Source organism: Rathayibacter sp. PhB179, assembly GCF_004345345.1.
Lineage (GTDB): Bacteria > Actinomycetota > Actinomycetes > Actinomycetales > Microbacteriaceae > Rathayibacter > Rathayibacter festucae.
In genome coordinates, this window is the sequence record NZ_SLVD01000005.1 from 192,968 (window position 1) to 209,133 (window position 16,166).

Consider the following 16,166-nt stretch of genomic DNA (forward strand, 5'->3'; position numbering starts at 1 on the left):
GATCCGCGGCTCAGCCCTGCGGCCGACCGACGCCGATCGACCAGGCGAGCGGCGGCGGCGTGCCGTTCAGCGCCCACTCGCCGACGATCCGCTGCTTGTAGATCACCGGATTGTGCGCGCCGACCGTGCGGGCGTTGCGCCAGTGCCGGTCGAGCGCGGCGCCCGTCGCGACCCCGGACGAGCCGAGTGCGTCGAAGAGCAGGGTCGCCGCACGCGGTACCGACTCGGTGAGCAGCACCTGCGCCCGGTACACCTCGGCGCCGGCCGCGGGCACCAGTGACGGATCCACTGCCGCCTCGCCGACAGCCTCCGCCGCGACCAGCACCGCGGCCCGGGCGCCGAAGGCGATCGCCGAGATCTCGCCGACGACCTCCTGGATCTGGGCGTCGTCCCGGCCGTGATCGGCCAGGCCGTGGCTGTAGACCCGCGAGCGGGTGCGGACGGCCGCCACGGCGTCCCGCTCGACCGCGGCGGCGATGCCGGCCAGCACCGCGAGCAGCTCGAGCTGGAAGAACGGCGTCTGGTGCGGCGCCCGCAGGACCGAGGCGAAGACGTGCTCCGGCTCGACGAGCGCGTCGGTGAAGACGGTGGTGCCGCTGCCCGAGAGCCGCTGGCCGAAGCCCGACCAGTCGTCGGTGGCGACGACGCCCGGCTGGTCGACGCGCACCACCACGGCGGTGTCCGTGCCGTCCTCGCGGCGCACGACGACGTCGGTCCAGTCCGCGAAGATCGTGCCGGTGGAGTAGTACTTGGTGCCGTTCACGACCAGCTCGTCGCCCCGGCGGGTGAGCGTGGTCTGCGTGACGCCGACCGCGGCCGTGCCGATCTCGCTCCAGGCGTTGCCGACCAGCTCACCCGCCGCGAGCCGGCGCAGCCAGCCGTCGCGCGCCGGCGACGGCGGGAAGGACAGCTGGTCCTCGACGAAGGCGAAGTGACCGCGCAGCGCCTGGGCGACGTTCGAGTCCGCTGTCGCCAGCTCGATCAGCAGCGACGCGGTCTCGCGCAGCGAGAGCCCGCGGCCGCCGTGCTCGACCGGTACCCGCAGGCCGCCGAAGCGGGCCGCGCGCAGTCGCGCGATCGGCTCGAAGGGCAGCTCGCGGTCGAGCTCGCGCTGGACGGCGCCCGCCGCGATCTCGTCGAAGACCGGGCGGAACGCGGCTCGCGCCTCCGCCAGGCGCTCGGATCCCGTGCCGCTCATGTGTAGAGGGAGAGTGGCTGGACGTCGCCGGTCAGGTAGTTCGCGCCGACCTCGAGCTTCTTGTAGTCGACGGGGTCGTGCAGCGAGTGGGTGCGGACGTTGCGCCAGTAGAGGTCGAGCCCGATCGAGCTCTTCGCGGAGGAGGAGCCGGTCGCCTCGTAGATCCGGGTCGTCACGTCGAGCGCGAGCGCATCCGTGACGATCTTCACCTTCGCGATCTCGATCGCCTGGGCGGCGCGCGACTCGGCCGTCACCGCCGCGCCCCGGGCGACCTCGGCGTCGTGCAGCGCGCCGACGCGGTCGGCCAGCGCCTCCGCGGCCGCCGTGTGCGCGACCAGCTCGCCGTAGAGGCGCCGCACGAACGGATCCTGCGCATAGGTCTCCACGCCGGAGAGGAACCAGGAGTTCTTCCGGCCGAGGGTGAGCCCCCGCCCCTTCGTCAGCGCTCCCTGGGCGATGCCGAGGTAGAGGTTGCCGAAGCCGAGCTGGATCGACGGCGTGATCAGCGTCGCGAAGGGCTCGTCGACGAGCGCGCCGAGGATCTCGGACGCGTCCACCCGCACGCCGGTGAAGCGGACCGACCCGGAGGCGCTCTGCCGCTGGCCGAGGAAGTCCCAGTCGCCGAGCGGCTCGATGCCCGCGCGGTCGCGGGGGAGCACGAAGGTCAGCGTCTCGCCGGAGCGGTCGCCGCCGGAGATCACCGCGTTGACCAGCACGGCGTCGCCCGAGGAGACCCCGGTCGAGAAGCGCTTGAGCCCGTTCAGCTCGAAGCCGTCGCCGCGCGGCGTCAGCTCGAGGTCGGGGTCGACCGGGTTCACCGAGTCGCCCCAGAGCCACCGGCCCTCGATCGTCGCGCGGTAGAACCGCTCGCGCTCCGGCTCCGGCGCCGAGAAGGCGATGTTGGCCGAGTTGACGTAGTGGTACAGCAGGATCTGCGCGAGCGAGGCGTCCGCGGCGGCGAGGATCCGGATCACCCGGAACGCCGTGCTCCAGACCGCGCCGCCGCCGCCGAACTCGGCCGGGTCGAGCAGGTTCACGAGGCCGGACGAGCGCAGCGGCTCGAGCTCGGTGGTCGGGTCGAGGTTGCCGCGGTCGCGCTCGAGGACGTCGGCCGCGAGGGTCTCGGCGACGCCGGACGCGACGGCGTCCCAGTGCTGGTGCTCGGCGGCGGTCGCGACGCGGTCCCAGTGCGAGCGCGGACGCTCGGCGCGGGATTCGGGGCTGGTCGGGGCAGTGGCGGTCTGGGTCATCGGACGGGCTCCGGGTCGAGGGCGGGCAGAGCGGAGAGGACGCTGTCGGGCAGTCCGTCGGCGGCGCTGGGCGAGCCGGTGTACGCGCCGCGGTAGGCGGCGGCGGGGTGCGAGTCCTTCACGTGGGCGCTGCCGGGGCCCTGGAGGTACTCGCGCAGGGTCGCGCCCTCGTACTCCTCCCAGACCCGGCCGCGCCGGCGCAGCTCGGGCACGGCGAGGTCGACGAAGTCCTCGAAGGTGCCGGGGGTGACCACGTACGCGAGGTTGAAGCCGTCGATCCCGGCGACGTCGACCCAGCGTTCCAGCTCGTCCGCGACGGTGCTCGGCGAGCCGACGATCACCGGGCCGATGCCGCCGATGCCGAGGTACTCCGCGACGTCGTCCGGGGTCCAGGCGCGGTCGGGGTCCGCCTTCGTGAAGATCGAGAGGGCGCTGCGCACCGCGTCGGTGTCGACGTAGTCGAGCGGCACGTCCGCCGGGAACTGCGAGAGGTCGAGTCCCGACCAGCCGCCGTAGAAGGCGAGCGCCCCCTCGCGGGACGAGTACGTCTTGAAGTCGGCGTACTTGGCCTGCGCCTCGGCGTCCGTCTCGGCGACGATCACGGTCGCGAGGATCAGGATCTTCGGGTCGGTGCGCGCGCGGCCGTGCTTCTCCGCTGCGTCCCGGATGGCATCGGTGGTCCGCCGGGTCAGCTCCGGCCGGATCGCGTTGATGAAGACGGCCTCGCCGTGCTTCGCCGAGAAGTCGATGCCGCGCGGCGACGCTCCCGCCTGGAAGATCACGGGTGTCCGCTGCGGCGACGGCTCGGAGAGGTGGATGCCCGGCACGCGGTAGTGGGTGCCGGAGTGGCCGATCGGGTGCACCTTCCGCGGGTCGGTGAAGACGCCGCGCTCGCGGTCGCGCAGCACCGCGCCCTCCTCCCAGGAGCCCTCCCAGAGCTTGTAGCTCACGTCGAGGAACTCCTCGGCGATGTCGTAGCGCTCGTCGTGCGGGATCTGCCGCTCGAGGCCGAGGTTCTGCGCGGCACTGTCGAGGTAGGAGGTGACGACGTTCCAGCCGATCCGCCCCTTGGTCAGGTGGTCGAGCGTGGAGAGCCGGCGCGCGAGGGCGTACGGCTGCTCGTAGGTGGGCGAGATGGTGACGCCGAAGCCGAGGTGCTTCGTGGCGGCGGCCATCGCGGGGATCTGCAGCAGCGGGTCGTTGACGGGGACCTGCGCGGAGTCGATCAGCGCGGGGCCGACGGAGCCGCGGTAGACGTCGTAGACGCCGAGCACGTCGGCGAGGAAGAGCGCGTCGAAGGTGCCGCGCTCGAGCGTCCTCGCGAGGTCGATCCAGTACTCGAGGTCGTTGTAGCGGTGGGCCTGCGAGTCGGGGTGCCGCCAGAGGCCGGGCGCCTGGTGTCCGACACAGGTCATGTCGAAGGCGTTGAGGACGATGCGGGACGCCATGGGACTCCGTTCGGTTCGGGGCTGGTGCGCTTCGGACCCTAGGAGGGACGGCCGACACCGCGTCGCCGCCGGCGCAATCCGGCGTAACGAACGGCCGCCGTGTTGCGCCGTGTGACGCCGCGTTGCGGTGGATGACCGGCGGGCGTGACGACTCGCCGCGCCGCCGCCACGATGGCCAGCAGCGCCGCCCGGCCCACCACGGTTCCGGGCGCACCGCCTCCCTCTCCCGCACCGACGTCCCACACCGAAGCAGGCCCTCCCATGCGATTCCGCTCCCTCACCTCCGCGGTGGCGCTCCTCGCCGCCGCGACGCTGGTCCTCACCGGCTGCTCGCTCAAGGAGGAGTCCTCCGGCGCGAACGCCGCGAACGCCGCCGCCGCCGAGGCGACCACCGCCGCGGCCTCGACCGCCGACGTCCCGAGCCTCGAGGGCAAGACGGTCGGCGTCGCGGCGAAGGACATCGTCCACGACTTCTCCCGGATCGTGTACCAGTCGGTGCAGGACCGGGTGGAGGCGCTCGGCGGCACCGTCGTCGCCACCCAGGCCGAGGCCAAGGACGACAAGCACGTCTCGGACATCGAGAACCTCGTCGCCCAGAAGCCCGACGCGATCATCGTGATCCTCGGCGACGCGACGACCCTCGCGCCGGCGCTGAAGGAGGTGCACGACGCGGGCATCCCGCTGTTCACCATCGACAACGTGTCCGAGTACTCCGAGAACAACGTCACCAGCGACAACTGGCAGATCGGCTCGACCCTCGCCCGCACCATCGCCGAGGACATCGGCGGCTCCGGGCAGATCCTGGTCTTCAACGGCTTCCCGGGGGTCGCGCCCTGCCGCATCCGCTACAACGAGCTCAAGCTCGTGCTCGAGGACTACCCGGGCATCTCGATCCTCCAGCCCGAGCTGCAGGACAAGTACGAGGGCACGATCGAGGACGCGAAGCAGCAGATCGGCGACGCCCTCTCGCGCTACCCGAAGGGCGAGATCTCGGCGATCTGGTCCTGCTGGGACACCCCGCAGATCGGCGCCGCGCAGGCCGTCGACGCGGCGGGCCGCGACGAGATCAAGATCTACGGCGTCGACGCCGACCAGGGCGCGCTCGACCTGATCGCCGACCCCGACTCCTCCTACACCGCGACCGTCGCGCAGCAGAACCTCGCCATCGGCGCCGGCTCGGCCGACAACGTGGCCCGCTTCCTCGGCGGCGAGGCGGACGCGGTCACGCCGACCACCTACTTCGCCCCGGTGCTCATCGACAAGGCGAACATCGCCGAGAAGACCGCGGAGCTCGGTCTCGGTGGCTAGTCCCGCGGTCGTCCCGCCGCCGGCCCTCGAGATGGCGGGGATCTCCAAGTCCTTCGCCGGCGTCCCGGTGCTGCGCGACGTCGCTCTCACGGTCGGCCGCGGCGAGGTCGTCGCCCTGGTGGGCGAGAACGGCGCGGGCAAGTCCACGCTGATCAAGATCCTCACCGGCCTGTACTCGGCCGACGCGGGCTCGATCGCGATCGAGGGAGCGCCGGTGGCGATCACCGCCCCGCGCGACGCCGAGCGGGCGGGCATCCGGGTCGTGCACCAGGACCGGCACCTCGCCGGCCGCCTGACCGTGGCCGAGCAGCTCTACCTCGGCCACGAGCGGCTGCGCCGCCGGGGCACGTCCGCCGAGGCCGTGCTCGCCGAGCTCGTCGGCCTCGTCGTCCGCGGCGGCACCCTGGTCGATGACCTCACCGTCGCCGAGCAGCAGCAGCTGCAGATCGCCCGGGCGCTGCTGGTCGAGCCGCGGATCCTGGTGCTCGACGAGCCGACCGCGCCGCTCGCCGCCGAGGAGGTGGCGGCGCTGTTCGCCTCGATCCGCCGGCTGCAGGCGCGCGGCGTCGCGGTGATCTACATCTCGCACTACCTCCAGGAGGTGCAGCGCGTCGCGAGCCGCGTGGTCGTGCTGCGGAACGGCGCGAACGTCGGCGGGCTCGACCTGATCGACGGCGACGCCGAGCAGGGCGCCCGGATCGTCGAGCTGATGCTCGGCCGCGACGTGGAGGAGTTCGCGCTCCGCTCCGACCGCGTGATCGCCGCCGACGTCCCGCCGCTGCTCGAGCTCGAGGCGCTGACCGTTCCCGGCGCGCTCGACGCCCTCGACCTGGTGGTCCGCCCCGGCGAGATCGTCGGCGTCACCGGCCTCGTCGGCTCCGGGGTCGACGTGCTCGCGGACGCCGTGGTCGGCCTCTCCCGCCGCAGCGGCCGGGTGCGCGTGGCCGGCACCGCGACCTCCTCCGCCCGGGCCTTCGTCGCCGCGGGCGGCGGCTACGTGCCGAGCGACCGGCGCCGCGACGGCGTGCTCCTCGCGCACACCGTCCGGGAGAACCTCTCGATCGCCTCGCTCGGGCGGATCAGCCTCGGCGGCCTGCTGCCCAGCCGACGCCGCGACCGGGCGCTCGCGCTCGAGCAGATCGCCGCGCTCGACGTGCGCCCCGCCGATCCGGAGGCCGTGGTCGGCACGCTCTCCGGCGGCAACCAGCAGAAGGTCGCCGTGGGGAAGTGGCTGGCCGCCGGCTCGCGGGTGCTCGTCCTCGATCAGCCCACCGCGGGCGTCGACATCGGCAGCCGCGCGGCGGTCTACGCGCTGGTCGACCGGCTCGTCGACGAGGGCGCCGGCATCCTCCTCGTCTCGCTCGATCTCGAGGAGCTCGTCGGGCTCGCCGACCGCGTCCTCGTGCTGCACCGCGGCGCCGTGCGCGCCGAGCTGCCCCGGCGCGAGCTGAGCGTCGACCGCGTGCTCGCGATCGCCTCCGGCGCCGTCGCCCCCGAAGCACTGGAGAGTGCCCGATGACCCTCACCACCGCGCCCCCCGAGAAGGCGTCCCCGGCGGAGACGCCCGCCGCCCCGCGCGCCCGCCGCCGCGGCATCGGCGCGCTCGCCCTGATCGGCTACCTCGTCGTCGTCCTCGAGATCGCGGTGTTCAGCGCCGCGTCGCCCGTCTTCGCGACCGGCGGCAACGTCTCGACGATCCTGATCCAGGCCGTGGTCCCCGCGATCGCCGGCTTCGGCCTCGCGATCGTGGTGATCACCGGGGGCGACGACGTCGTCCGCGGGGGCATCGACCTCGCCTCCGGTCCGATCGTCGGCCTCTCCGGCGTCGTCGCGGCCGTCGCCCTGACAGCGGGCTTCGGCGCACTGCCCGCCGTGCTGCTCGCCCTGCTCGTCTCGATCGGCTTCGGCGCGATCAGCGGCACGGCCGTCGTGCTCGGCCTCCGCCCGCTGCTCGCCACGCTCGCCGTCTCCGGGATCGTCGGCTCCGTGGTCTTCCTGGCCACCGACAACGTCAAGGTGCCGGTCGCGGATCCGCTCTTCGACTGGCTGCGCGGCGGCAGCGTCCTCGGCCTCCCGGCGCCGGTCGCGGTGCTCGCCGTCGTCACGGTGGCGACCGCCCTCGCCGTCGGCCGGACCTCCTGGGGCACCCGCAGCTACGCCGTCGGCCAGAACCCGACCGCGGCGAGCGTCGCGGGCGTCTCCGTCTGGCGCCACGTCCTCACCAGCTACCTGCTCTCCGGGCTCCTCGCCGGCATCGCCGGGCTGCTGCTCGCCGCGCGACTCGCGGCCGCCGTGCCCGGGATCGGCAACCAGATCCTGCTCGACATCATCGTCACCGCCTACCTCTCGGTGGTGTTCTCGCGCCGCTTCGTCGTCACCATCGGCGGCACGCTGCTCGCCGCCGTCTTCGTGGCGGCGCTCGGCAACGGCTTCACCCTGATCGGCGTCGACAGCCAGTGGGTCGGCGCGATCAAGGGGCTGCTCATCCTGCTCGTCCTCGGCCTCGCGGCCCTCCGCGAGAGAGGGGTCCGCTCGTGACCGCCGTCGCCCTGCCCGTGTCCGAGTCCCGCCGGGCCCTCGCCGTCCGCCTGCTCGCGCCCGCCGCGGTCGTGCTCCTGCTCGCCGTCTTCGGCGCGAGCGTGCCCGGCTACTTCGCGCCGACCAACCTGCTCAACGTCGCGAGCGCCGGGGCGCTGCTGCTGATCGCGGCCTGCGCGATGACGCTCGTCGTCCGGGCCGGCGGCATCGACCTCTCGATCGGCATCGCGATCGACCTCGCGGCCCTCGGCGCCACCGCGCTGATCGCCGACGGCTACGTGACCTGGTTCGCGGTGCTGATCGGCCTCGGCTTCGGGACGCTGGCGGGCGTGGTCAACGCGGTGCTGGTGATCGTGCTGAGGATCCGCGCCTTCCTCGCGACCCTGTCGGTCTGGTTCATCGGCACCAGCGCCCAGCAGCTGCTCACCGGCGGTGGCGCGCCGATCTACCTGCGCCGCCAGGCGACGCCCGGCGCCTTCGCCGCCTGGGGGAACGCGACCGTGCTCGGCATCGGCGTCCCGGTGCTGCTGGCGATCGCGGTCGCCGTCGCGGTCTGGCTGCTGCTGGACCGCACCCGCTGGGGCCGCGTGCTCACCGCGGCGGGGGAGCAGCCCGGCGCCACCCGCATCGCCGGCCGCCGCGTCGGGATCTCGCTCGCCTCCGCGTTCGTCGTCGCGGCGCTGATCGGCGCTCTGGCCGGCATCGCGCTCGCCTCGCGCAGCTACGGCTACTCGCCGGCGAGCGGCCAGCTCTACGTGCTCGACGCGATCGGCGCGGTCTTCATCGGCGCGACGCTCTCGGCGCACGGGCGGCCGAACGTGCTCGGCACCGTGCTCGGCGTCCTGATCTTCGGCCTGATCAACAACGGGCTGGTGCTGCTCGGCGTCTCCTTCTACTGGCAGGGCCTCGTCCGCGGCTCGGTGCTGCTGCTCCTCCTGCTCGCGACCGCGCTGCTCCGTCGGGAGTCGATCGCGCCGCCGCTGCGGACGCTGCTGACGTCGCGGCGGTGACGGGCGGGCATCGCGCGCCACCGACCTCCGCCGGACGTCCCCACCTCTCCGCGCATGCTGCTTCCGAACTAGGATCAGCAGTGCGCAGAGAGCAGGAGGAGACGACCATGACAGACCTCGCCACGAGTCCGCCGCCGGTCACGAGTGCGACGGCGCCCGGCAGTGAGTCCGCCCTCGAGGCTCGGCTGAGGATCATCGTCGGACTCGCCCAGGGCGCCTCGGAGTCTCAGCTCGCCGACCAGCTCGAGCTCGCGCCGGACGTCGTGCACGAGCATCTCCGCGGCGTTCTCGTCCAGCTCTCTCCCGAGCTGCTCGCCATGGTCGCCCACCCCGAGCTGACCGACGGGCTGGACGGGCTGTATCGAGCCGTCCGCGACAGGGGAGGCGATGAGCAGACGCTCGCCGCGCTCCTCGCGGAGCAGACCGCACTCCTCTCGCGACACCGGTCGCCGGGCGGCGGGCTGGCCCAGGGTGCGGCGGACTTCCTCGTCGAGTCCGGGTCGATGACCGCCGAGGAGCTCGCCGAGGCCGAAGCGGAGGTCGCGCGCGGAGAGCTCGCCGACCTCGAGCGGCGCACCCGGCTGCAGGCGATCGTCGACTCGTTCGGCACCGCCGAGGTGGCCTCGCGACTCAGGATCGACGAGACCCGCGTGCGCCACCGGAAGGCGAAGGACGGGCTGTACGCCTTCAAGGTCGGCTCGAAGCTGCGGTTCCCGGCCTGGCAGTTCACCGACGACCGGGAGCGGCCGATGCTGCCGGGCGTCCCCGCGCTCGTCAAGGCGATCCCGGACGACATGCATCCCGCGAGCGTGCTCGGCTTCATGACCACGCCGCAGGAGGAGCTCCTCATCGGCGAGACGCCGGTCACCCCGGTGCGGTGGCTCTCCGGGGGAGGCGATCCGCGGGAGGTCCTCGTCGCCCTGGCCGAGTTCGACGAGTCGTGAAGGTCCCGCTCACCCCGCCGACGACCTTCGTCACCGACCCGTCGCACCTGCGCGAGTACTCCGGATCGCTCTGGCGCGTGTATCGCAGCGCGGGCGAGCACGTGGGCGCCTGGGACGCCCTGCGCCATCACGGTCCGGTGCCGGGGATGCGCTTCGACCCGCACCCGCCTCCTCCGGGGCACCACCCGACCGTCGGCGTCCTCTACGCCGCGACGGACGCCGTGACAGCGATCGGCGAGACGTACCAGCGCCGACGGGTGGTCGACCGCGTGCAGAGCGCTCCGCGGCTCGTGGGCTGGCGCCCGTCCCGTCCGCTGACGCTCCTCGATCTCACCGGTGAGTGGCCCGTCCGCAACAGTGCGGCTGCCTCTCTCCAGATGGGGCCGAAGCGGGCCACGCAGGCCTGGGCCCGGGCGATCGAGGAGCGCCTCGGCGGCCTCGACGGGCTGTGGCACCTGTCGGCGATCACCGGCAACCCGATCGTTACGCTGTTCAGCCGCGTCGAGCGGGAGCCGGCCTTCCCGCCGCGGCCGAGCTTCCACACGGCGCTGAGCGACGTGACCGCCGATGCGGTAGTGCTCGTCGCCGCCCGGCGGCTGGGCTTCGCGGTGCTCGGAGACCCCTAGCCGCCCATGGCCCGGCTCCGGCGTGCCCGGCGCTCGAGGTCACCGATCGGCCGAGCACGGACGCCCGGAGGCAGAAAGGCGCCTCCGGACGGCCGCGTCGCTCAGCGCGTCAGCGTGATGCTGTCGAGCTCCGCGAACCCGGAGCCGCCGGCGAAGAAGGGGGACCCCTTCGCGAGCCGGATCACGTTGAAACCCGCCTTCAGATCGACCTGCCGCGAGACGGAGGAGCCGAAGGCGCCCCACGATCCCGTCGACGGGTAGGAGACGGTGCTGAAGGCGCTGCCGTTGACGGCGAGGCCCTGGGTCGAGGTGCTCGCTCCGCCGTTGGCGTAGCGGATCCCGAGCCCGTAGCTGCCGGCGGTCGGCACCTCGACGACGAAGTCGACGAAGCTGTCGCTGCGGGCGTTCGACGAGCCGTCGATCCGGCCGACGTAGCCGCCGTTCGAGGCCGAGCCGGAGGAGAGCAGCGCGGCGTTCACGACGGTCGCGTTCTCCGCCTCGTAGACCTGCTGGTAGCTCGTCGTCGGACCTGCCGCCGGGGTGACGACGAGCTGGTAGGCGCCGAGGTAGTCCTGGCTCGTCACGGGGACGGTGACGGTCCCATTGGTGATCGGCAGGGTCTGCGTCGACACCGTGGTGGGCGCGTCGACGTTGGTCATGCGGCCCGACCGGGGCGTGTAGTTCAGGACCACCTTGGCCGAGGTCCCGAATCCGGTGAGGCCCTTCACCTGCACCTGGTTGTCGCCGAAGGTGCCGCCGAAGGCCGCGTTCACGATCTTCCGGCTGGAGTCGTAGGACGCGAAGCCGTCCAGGTCGCCGGACGGCGTGACGGCGAGCATGTTCCCGGCCATCTCGCCGTACCACTTGTAGAGCCAGTAGGAGCCGGTCGGTCGGTTGTTCCAGACCAGGCCGCCGACGGTGCCGGACTCGTACCAGTAGGCGCGCTCGGCGTCGTGGATCCCGGTGCGCTCGAACTGGGCGATGAAGTGCGCGGCCACGCTCGGCGTGTCGATCTGGCTCGGCGAGCCGTACTCGTTGATGGAGATCGGCCGCGGCGAGATGCCGAGATCGCGCTCGATCGAGCGGTAGTCGGCGACGTGCTCGTCGATGTCGTTGTAGATCCCGTCATCGAGCTCGTGCCAGACGACGACGTCGGGCAGAGTGCCGTCGGCCTTCGCCCGCGCCATGAACGAGCGCATCAGGTCGGGGTAGTAGCGGCTGTAGCTGGGGCCCACGATCGGAGTGATCGTGTCCTGGAGCTTCACCTGCCGGTAGGTGCGGGTCCAGCCGTCGAGGTAGGGGCCGGCCTTCGCCGTGTCCCAGGTCCCGTCGGGCTCGTTCCACAGCTCCCAGCCGTTGATGTTCGTGGTGGCGGTGGCGTCGAGACGGGCCTTCACCATCGTGTCGATCTTCTGCGTCCAGTCCGCCCAGCTGATCCAGCGGTACGGGAAGTCGGGGTACACGTCGGGCATCCGCGCGTAGGACTGCGCTCCGTCCCGGGTGAAGGTGCCGGCCACCTTCAGCACGTCGCCGGTCGGCGTCGTCGCTCCGTTGCCGAGCTGGCCGACTCCGGGGGCCGGCTGCGTGTGCTGCTTGAGGCGCAGCGGCGTCAGCAGGCCGGGTGCCGGGTCGTTCGGCGTGGCCAGCGCGTACAGGCCGCCGGCGCCGACCCGCGTGACGGGTCCGATCGACGTGCTCGCATCGACGACGAGGGTGTTGCCCGCGGCGGACGCGGGCAGCGTCGGGGCGACGAGCGTCGCGGCGAGTGCTGCCGCCGCGGCCAGACCGAAAAGTCTACGAAATCTACTCACAGAGAGCTCCTTTGCAGTGTGAATCGCACCTGAGGAAGCCGTCTTCGCTGGCCTCCGGGTGGTGAGATCGACCGTAGCCAGCCCGGCGAGTTAAAGAAAGTAGTTTCGGTGTTTCGGTCGCCGCGAGGCCGCGATACCTGCTCGCGGAGCGCGCGCGGGCGAGCCGGTGCCCTCCGACCCGAACGGAGGGCACCGGTGCTCGAGCGGGCGCCGGGCCCTGCGTCGAGCCGTCGCCGGCGGATCACCCCGGCCCCTGCGGGAGCGATGCCGGCCGGCCCCCGGACGCGCTCCTCGCGCTGGGCGACGAGGCCGGTCCGGAGTTCCAGCGCCGCGCGGAGCGCGGTGGACCCCTTCTTCGCCGGGGCTGCACGCGCGCACGTCGTCGGCGAGGGATGCAGATGTTCTCGGTAACACTTTTCTGCACTCGGGACACTAATGAGGTCTGCCGCCGGTGTCAACGAAGTGACAGGGGTACGAGGATCTCCTGGCTTCCCGGCCATCCATCGTCGAGAGCACGGTCCGCCACGAGATCGCGCACAGCCCGCACGCGGGCGGTCAGTCGGCGGCGTCGCGCGGGACGCGCAGCTCCCGGCTGATCGCGCGCAGTCCGGTCTCGAGGGCTTCGAGCTCCTCGAGCGAGAGGCGGGAGAGCACGTCCTCACCCAGCTCCGGGCGCGCGGCCATCAGCTCGCGGACGACGGCCCGGCCGAGATCGGTGGCGTGGATGCGGCGGACGCGCTGATCGGCCCGGTCGGTCTGGCGGACGACCAGGCCGCTCGCGGCGAGGCGGTCGATGAGCTTCGACATCGACGGCATCGAGACGCCGAAGCTCTGCGCGAGGCCCGCGCCGGTCGCGCCCTCCTCGGTCGTGACGATCACCGAGAGCGCCTTGAGCTGCTGGATGGTGAGGTCGGTCGTCAGCAGCGGCGCGAGCACGCGGGGGATCGACCGGATCGTGATCGCGATCGAGAGGCGCTCGATGTCCGAGAGGGCGCGGGCGCGGGGATCCATGGGACCACCGTAGGACTGGGCGGATCCCCAGGTCGATCACTTAGTTCGAAGCTAACCTTCTGGGAGAGCAAGAAACCGATCCGGAGTCGTGTCGGCGCCCGCGGGGAGTCCCGCCGTCGCCCCGGCACGGGGTCCGCCGTCGCGCCGATGCGCGTGACGAGAGCGAGCCGCCATGACCGACCGAACGCCGACCGACAGCATCCTCACCCCCGACGACGAGCGCCGCCTCGAGGCCGCCCGCGAGAGGTACCGCGCCGAGCGGGACCGCCGGGCCCGCCCGGACGCCGCGAGCCAGTACCGCCGTGCCGCGGGCGAGTTCGGCTACTACGCGAAGGATCCCTACACGGAGCGCGTCGAGCGCGAGCCGGTGACCGACCGCATCGAGGCGCTCGTGATCGGCGCCGGCTTCGGCGGTCTGCTGACCGCGTCTCGGCTGCGCGAGGCGGGCGTCGAGTCGCTGCGCCTGATGGACGAGGCGGGCGACGTCGGCGGCACCTGGTACTGGAACCGCTACCCGGGCGTGCGCTGCGACGTGGAGTCCTCCGTCTACCTCCCGCTGCTCGAGGAGGTCGGCACGATCCCGTCCGAGCGCTACGCCCCGGGCGAGGAGATCCGACAGCACGCGGTCGCGATCGCCGAGCACTACGGCCTCTACCGCGACACCCTCTTCCAGACCCGCGCCACCGCACTGACCTGGGACCAGGACGCGGAGGAGTGGCTCGTCGAGACCGACCGCGGAGACGCCTTCCGCGCCCGCTTCGTCGTGACCTCCTCCGGCACCCTCACCCAGCCCAAGCTGCCCGGGATCCCCGGCATCGAGAGCTTCCGCGGGCACACCTTCCACACCAGCCGCTGGGACTACGGCTACACCGGCGGCACCCCGGACGGCGGCCTGACCGGCCTCGCCGACAAGCGCGTCGCCGTCGTCGGCACCGGAGCGACCGGGCTGCAGGTGATCCCGCACGTCGGCGAGGACGCCCGCGAGCTGATCGTCTTCCAGCGCACTCCCTCCACCGTCGACGTCCGCGACAACCGGCCGACGGACCCGGAGTGGGTCGCGTCGCTGCGTCCGGGCTGGCAGCGCGAGCGGATGGAGAACTTCCTCGCAGTGCTCGCCGGCGAACCGGTCGACGAATCGCTCGTGCAGGACGGCTGGACGAAGACCGTCGAGCTGCAGCGCCAGATCCTCTCCGGCGCCGTCGACACCTCGCTCCCCGCGGAGGAGCGCGAGCTCCGCGACGAACTCGCCGACCTCGACACCATGGACCGGCTCCGCGCCCGCGTCGACGCCACCGTCGAGGACGCCGCGACCGCGGCGGCGCTCAAGCCCTGGTACCGCTACATGTGCAAGCGCCCCGGCTTCAGCGACACCTACCTGCCCACCTTCAACCGCCCGAACGTCCGCCTCGTCGACACCGCCGACACGGGCGGCATCACGCGGATGACCGAGACCGAGGTCGTCGTCGGCGACACCGCCTACGAGGTCGACTGCGTCGTCTTCGCCACCGGCTTCGAGGTCGGGATCTCCGGCGTCCTGTCCGGCACCCTTCCCGTCGTCGGCCGCGACGGCCGGACGCTCCTGGAGGCGTGGGCCCGCGGTCCGCGCACCCTGCACGGCTTCGCGACGCACGGCTTCCCGAACCTCTTCCACCTCAGCGGCATCCAGAACGCCAACTCCGTCAACTTCGCGCACATCCTGCTCGAGCAGGCCGAGCACATCGCCGCCGTCATCACCCGCGGCCGCGAGGTCGGCGCCCGATACCTCGAGCCCACGGCCGAGGCGGAGGAGGCGTGGGTCCGCACGATCCAGGAGACCGCCGCCGACACCCGCGCGTTCCAGGCCGAGTGCACGCCCGGCTACTACAACGGCGAGGGCACCCGCTCCATCGGCGGCGCCAGCTACAGCCCCGGACCGATCGCCTTCCACCGCCTGCTGCGCGCCTGGCGTGAGGACGGGATGGCCGACGTGCTCGTCAGCGCGCACGCGGGAGCCTCCCGATGAGGCGGCCGGCGATCGCCGTCCCGGTGCTGCTCGCCGGAGCCCTGGCGGGCTGCACCGACCTGGGCGATCCCGCGGCCGCACCCGCGTCGGCGACTCCGTCGGTCGTCACCGCCGAGCGGGTGCTGCAGGTGACGGAGGTGCACGAGGCGACCGGCATGACCCTGCTCGAGGGCCCGACCTTCGGCCCCGACGGCAGCCTCTCCGTCGTCGACGTCACCGCCCCGCCCGGCGCCGGCAAAGTGCTCCGGATCGACCTGGACGAGGAGAGCGTCGAGCCCGTCTGGACCGACGACGTCTCCGCGCTCACCTCCGCGCAGTTCCACCCCGGGGACGGGCGGCTCTACGTCACCGACTTCCTCAGCGGTTCCGTGCGGAGCATGACCGCCGAGGGCGAGGACGTCCGCGACGTGCTCACCGGCCCGGTCGAGGGCGTCCCGATGCAGCCGGACGACATCGCGTTCGGCGAGGACGGCGCCCTCTACGTCACCGACGCCGCCGGCGCCCAGGACCCGCACTGGGAGGCCTCGGGCCGCGTCGTCCGCGTCGACCCGGCGACCGGGGTCGCGACCGTGCTGGCGAGCGAGCTGCCCTCGCCCAACGGCATCGCCTTCTCGCCCGACCACGGCGAGCTGTGGGTGAGCCTCAACACCGGCAACCGGATCGACCGGATCACTCTGACGGAGGACGGCACCGAGATCGCGACCGCGTTCCCGGCGATCCACGCCTCACCCGGGATCGGCCAGGTCGACTCGATCGCGGTCGACGCCGACGGCAACCTCTACGTCGGCCTGCACAGCCGCCCGGAGATCCTCGTCTACGACACCTCCGGCGCGCTCCTGCAGACCGTCTCGGTGCCGGCGGACGAGTCGACCGGGCTGAGCTCTGCGACGAACATCGCGATCGAGCCCGGCGCGACGCGGGCCTACGCGACGATCAGCGGCGCCGACGGCGGCTTCGTCTACGAGTTCCCGGCCCTGGCGGCGGGCGTCCCGCAGTGAGCCCGCGACCGCGCCCCGGACG

Annotated in this window: 13 protein-coding genes; 8 read left to right on the top strand and 5 right to left on the bottom strand. The window is 72.8% G+C overall.

Features of this window, described 5'->3' with window-relative positions; genetic code table 11:
- Window positions 1-10: 10 nt before the first annotated feature.
- Genes EDF43_RS12320 through EDF43_RS12330 form a run of 3 tightly spaced genes read right to left on the bottom strand, consistent with a single transcriptional unit; the run spans window position 11 to window position 3,896 of the window.
- A complete protein-coding gene (locus EDF43_RS12320) occupies window positions 11-1,198 on the bottom strand; it encodes an acyl-CoA dehydrogenase family protein (RefSeq protein ID WP_132437147.1) in 1,188 nt (395 codons plus the stop codon).
- Window positions 1,195-2,448, bottom strand: a complete 1,254-nt coding sequence (locus EDF43_RS12325; RefSeq protein ID WP_132437148.1) for an acyl-CoA dehydrogenase — start codon at window positions 2,446-2,448, stop codon at window positions 1,195-1,197. The genes EDF43_RS12320 and EDF43_RS12325 overlap by 4 nt, the downstream gene beginning before the upstream one ends.
- The gene (locus tag EDF43_RS12330) at window positions 2,445-3,896 is read right to left on the bottom strand and encodes an LLM class flavin-dependent oxidoreductase (protein WP_132437149.1); all 1,452 of its coding nucleotides are present in this window, start codon (window positions 3,894-3,896) and stop codon (window positions 2,445-2,447) included. Before EDF43_RS12330 ends, EDF43_RS12325 begins: the two co-directional genes overlap by 4 nt.
- Window positions 3,897-4,157: 261 nt before the next feature.
- Between EDF43_RS12330 and EDF43_RS12335 the strand changes: the two genes are divergently transcribed.
- The 6 genes from EDF43_RS12335 to EDF43_RS12355 all read left to right on the top strand — a co-directional run bounded on the left by EDF43_RS12335 (window position 4,158) and on the right by EDF43_RS12355 (window position 10,322).
- Window positions 4,158-5,204 (top strand): sugar ABC transporter substrate-binding protein, encoded by a 1,047-nt coding sequence (locus EDF43_RS12335; protein WP_123737093.1) that lies wholly within the window; start codon window positions 4,158-4,160, stop codon window positions 5,202-5,204.
- On the top strand, window positions 5,197-6,723 hold the full coding sequence (locus EDF43_RS12340; RefSeq protein WP_132437150.1) for a sugar ABC transporter ATP-binding protein: 1,527 nt from the start codon (window positions 5,197-5,199) through the stop codon (window positions 6,721-6,723). The genes EDF43_RS12335 and EDF43_RS12340 overlap by 8 nt, the downstream gene beginning before the upstream one ends.
- The gene (locus tag EDF43_RS12345; protein ID WP_132437151.1) at window positions 6,720-7,742 is read left to right on the top strand and encodes an ABC transporter permease; all 1,023 of its coding nucleotides are present in this window, start codon (window positions 6,720-6,722) and stop codon (window positions 7,740-7,742) included. The genes EDF43_RS12340 and EDF43_RS12345 overlap by 4 nt, the downstream gene beginning before the upstream one ends.
- Window positions 7,739-8,752: an ABC transporter permease gene (locus tag EDF43_RS12350; RefSeq protein ID WP_123737090.1), complete on the top strand. Its 1,014-nt coding sequence runs from the start codon at window positions 7,739-7,741 to the stop codon at window positions 8,750-8,752. The genes EDF43_RS12345 and EDF43_RS12350 overlap by 4 nt, the downstream gene beginning before the upstream one ends.
- Window positions 8,753-8,859: 107 nt before the next feature.
- Window positions 8,860-9,696, top strand: coding sequence for a hypothetical protein (locus EDF43_RS21820; protein ID WP_165909090.1), 837 nt, complete (start codon window positions 8,860-8,862; stop codon window positions 9,694-9,696).
- The gene (locus EDF43_RS12355; RefSeq protein WP_165909091.1) at window positions 9,693-10,322 is read left to right on the top strand and encodes an RES family NAD+ phosphorylase; all 630 of its coding nucleotides are present in this window, start codon (window positions 9,693-9,695) and stop codon (window positions 10,320-10,322) included. The genes EDF43_RS21820 and EDF43_RS12355 overlap by 4 nt, the downstream gene beginning before the upstream one ends.
- Window positions 10,323-10,423: 101 nt before the next feature.
- Here EDF43_RS12355 and EDF43_RS12360 read toward each other — a convergent pair whose 3' ends face one another.
- Together EDF43_RS12360 and EDF43_RS12365 are read right to left on the bottom strand one after the other, a co-directional pair.
- Window positions 10,424-12,133 (bottom strand): CBM35 domain-containing protein, encoded by a 1,710-nt coding sequence (locus EDF43_RS12360; RefSeq protein WP_207901729.1) that lies wholly within the window; start codon window positions 12,131-12,133, stop codon window positions 10,424-10,426.
- A gap of 555 nt (window positions 12,134-12,688) precedes the next feature.
- Window positions 12,689-13,144 carry a MarR family transcriptional regulator gene (locus tag EDF43_RS12365; protein WP_132437154.1) on the bottom strand — a complete coding sequence of 152 codons (456 nt, stop codon included), beginning with the start codon at window positions 13,142-13,144 and terminating at the stop codon, window positions 12,689-12,691.
- Between the two features lie 172 nt (window positions 13,145-13,316).
- Between EDF43_RS12365 and EDF43_RS12370 the strand changes: the two genes are divergently transcribed.
- Window positions 13,317-15,146, top strand: coding sequence for an NAD(P)/FAD-dependent oxidoreductase (locus tag EDF43_RS12370; protein WP_132437155.1), 1,830 nt, complete (start codon window positions 13,317-13,319; stop codon window positions 15,144-15,146).
- Window positions 15,143-16,144, top strand: coding sequence for an SMP-30/gluconolactonase/LRE family protein (locus EDF43_RS12375; protein ID WP_132437156.1), 1,002 nt, complete (start codon window positions 15,143-15,145; stop codon window positions 16,142-16,144). The genes EDF43_RS12370 and EDF43_RS12375 overlap by 4 nt, the downstream gene beginning before the upstream one ends.
- The last annotated feature ends 22 nt before the right edge of the window (window positions 16,145-16,166 follow it).

What these genes read in the sequence shown, in the direction of transcription:
- EDF43_RS12320 (WP_132437147.1), bottom strand. Translation starts at nt 1,198, where the DNA reads ATGAGCGGCACGGGATCCGAGCGCCTGGCGGAGGCGCGAGCCGCGTTC.
- EDF43_RS12325 (WP_132437148.1), bottom strand. Translation starts at nt 2,448, where the DNA reads ATGACCCAGACCGCCACTGCCCCGACCAGCCCCGAATCCCGCGCCGAG.
- EDF43_RS12330 (WP_132437149.1), bottom strand. Translation starts at nt 3,896, where the DNA reads ATGGCGTCCCGCATCGTCCTCAACGCCTTCGACATGACCTGTGTCGGA.
- EDF43_RS12335 (WP_123737093.1), top strand. Translation starts at nt 4,158, where the DNA reads ATGCGATTCCGCTCCCTCACCTCCGCGGTGGCGCTCCTCGCCGCCGCG.
- EDF43_RS12345 (WP_132437151.1), top strand. Translation starts at nt 6,720, where the DNA reads ATGACCCTCACCACCGCGCCCCCCGAGAAGGCGTCCCCGGCGGAGACG.
- EDF43_RS21820 (WP_165909090.1), top strand. Translation starts at nt 8,860, where the DNA reads ATGACAGACCTCGCCACGAGTCCGCCGCCGGTCACGAGTGCGACGGCG.
- EDF43_RS12365 (WP_132437154.1), bottom strand. Translation starts at nt 13,144, where the DNA reads ATGGATCCCCGCGCCCGCGCCCTCTCGGACATCGAGCGCCTCTCGATC.
- EDF43_RS12370 (WP_132437155.1), top strand. Translation starts at nt 13,317, where the DNA reads ATGACCGACCGAACGCCGACCGACAGCATCCTCACCCCCGACGACGAG.
- EDF43_RS12375 (WP_132437156.1), top strand. Translation starts at nt 15,143, where the DNA reads ATGAGGCGGCCGGCGATCGCCGTCCCGGTGCTGCTCGCCGGAGCCCTG.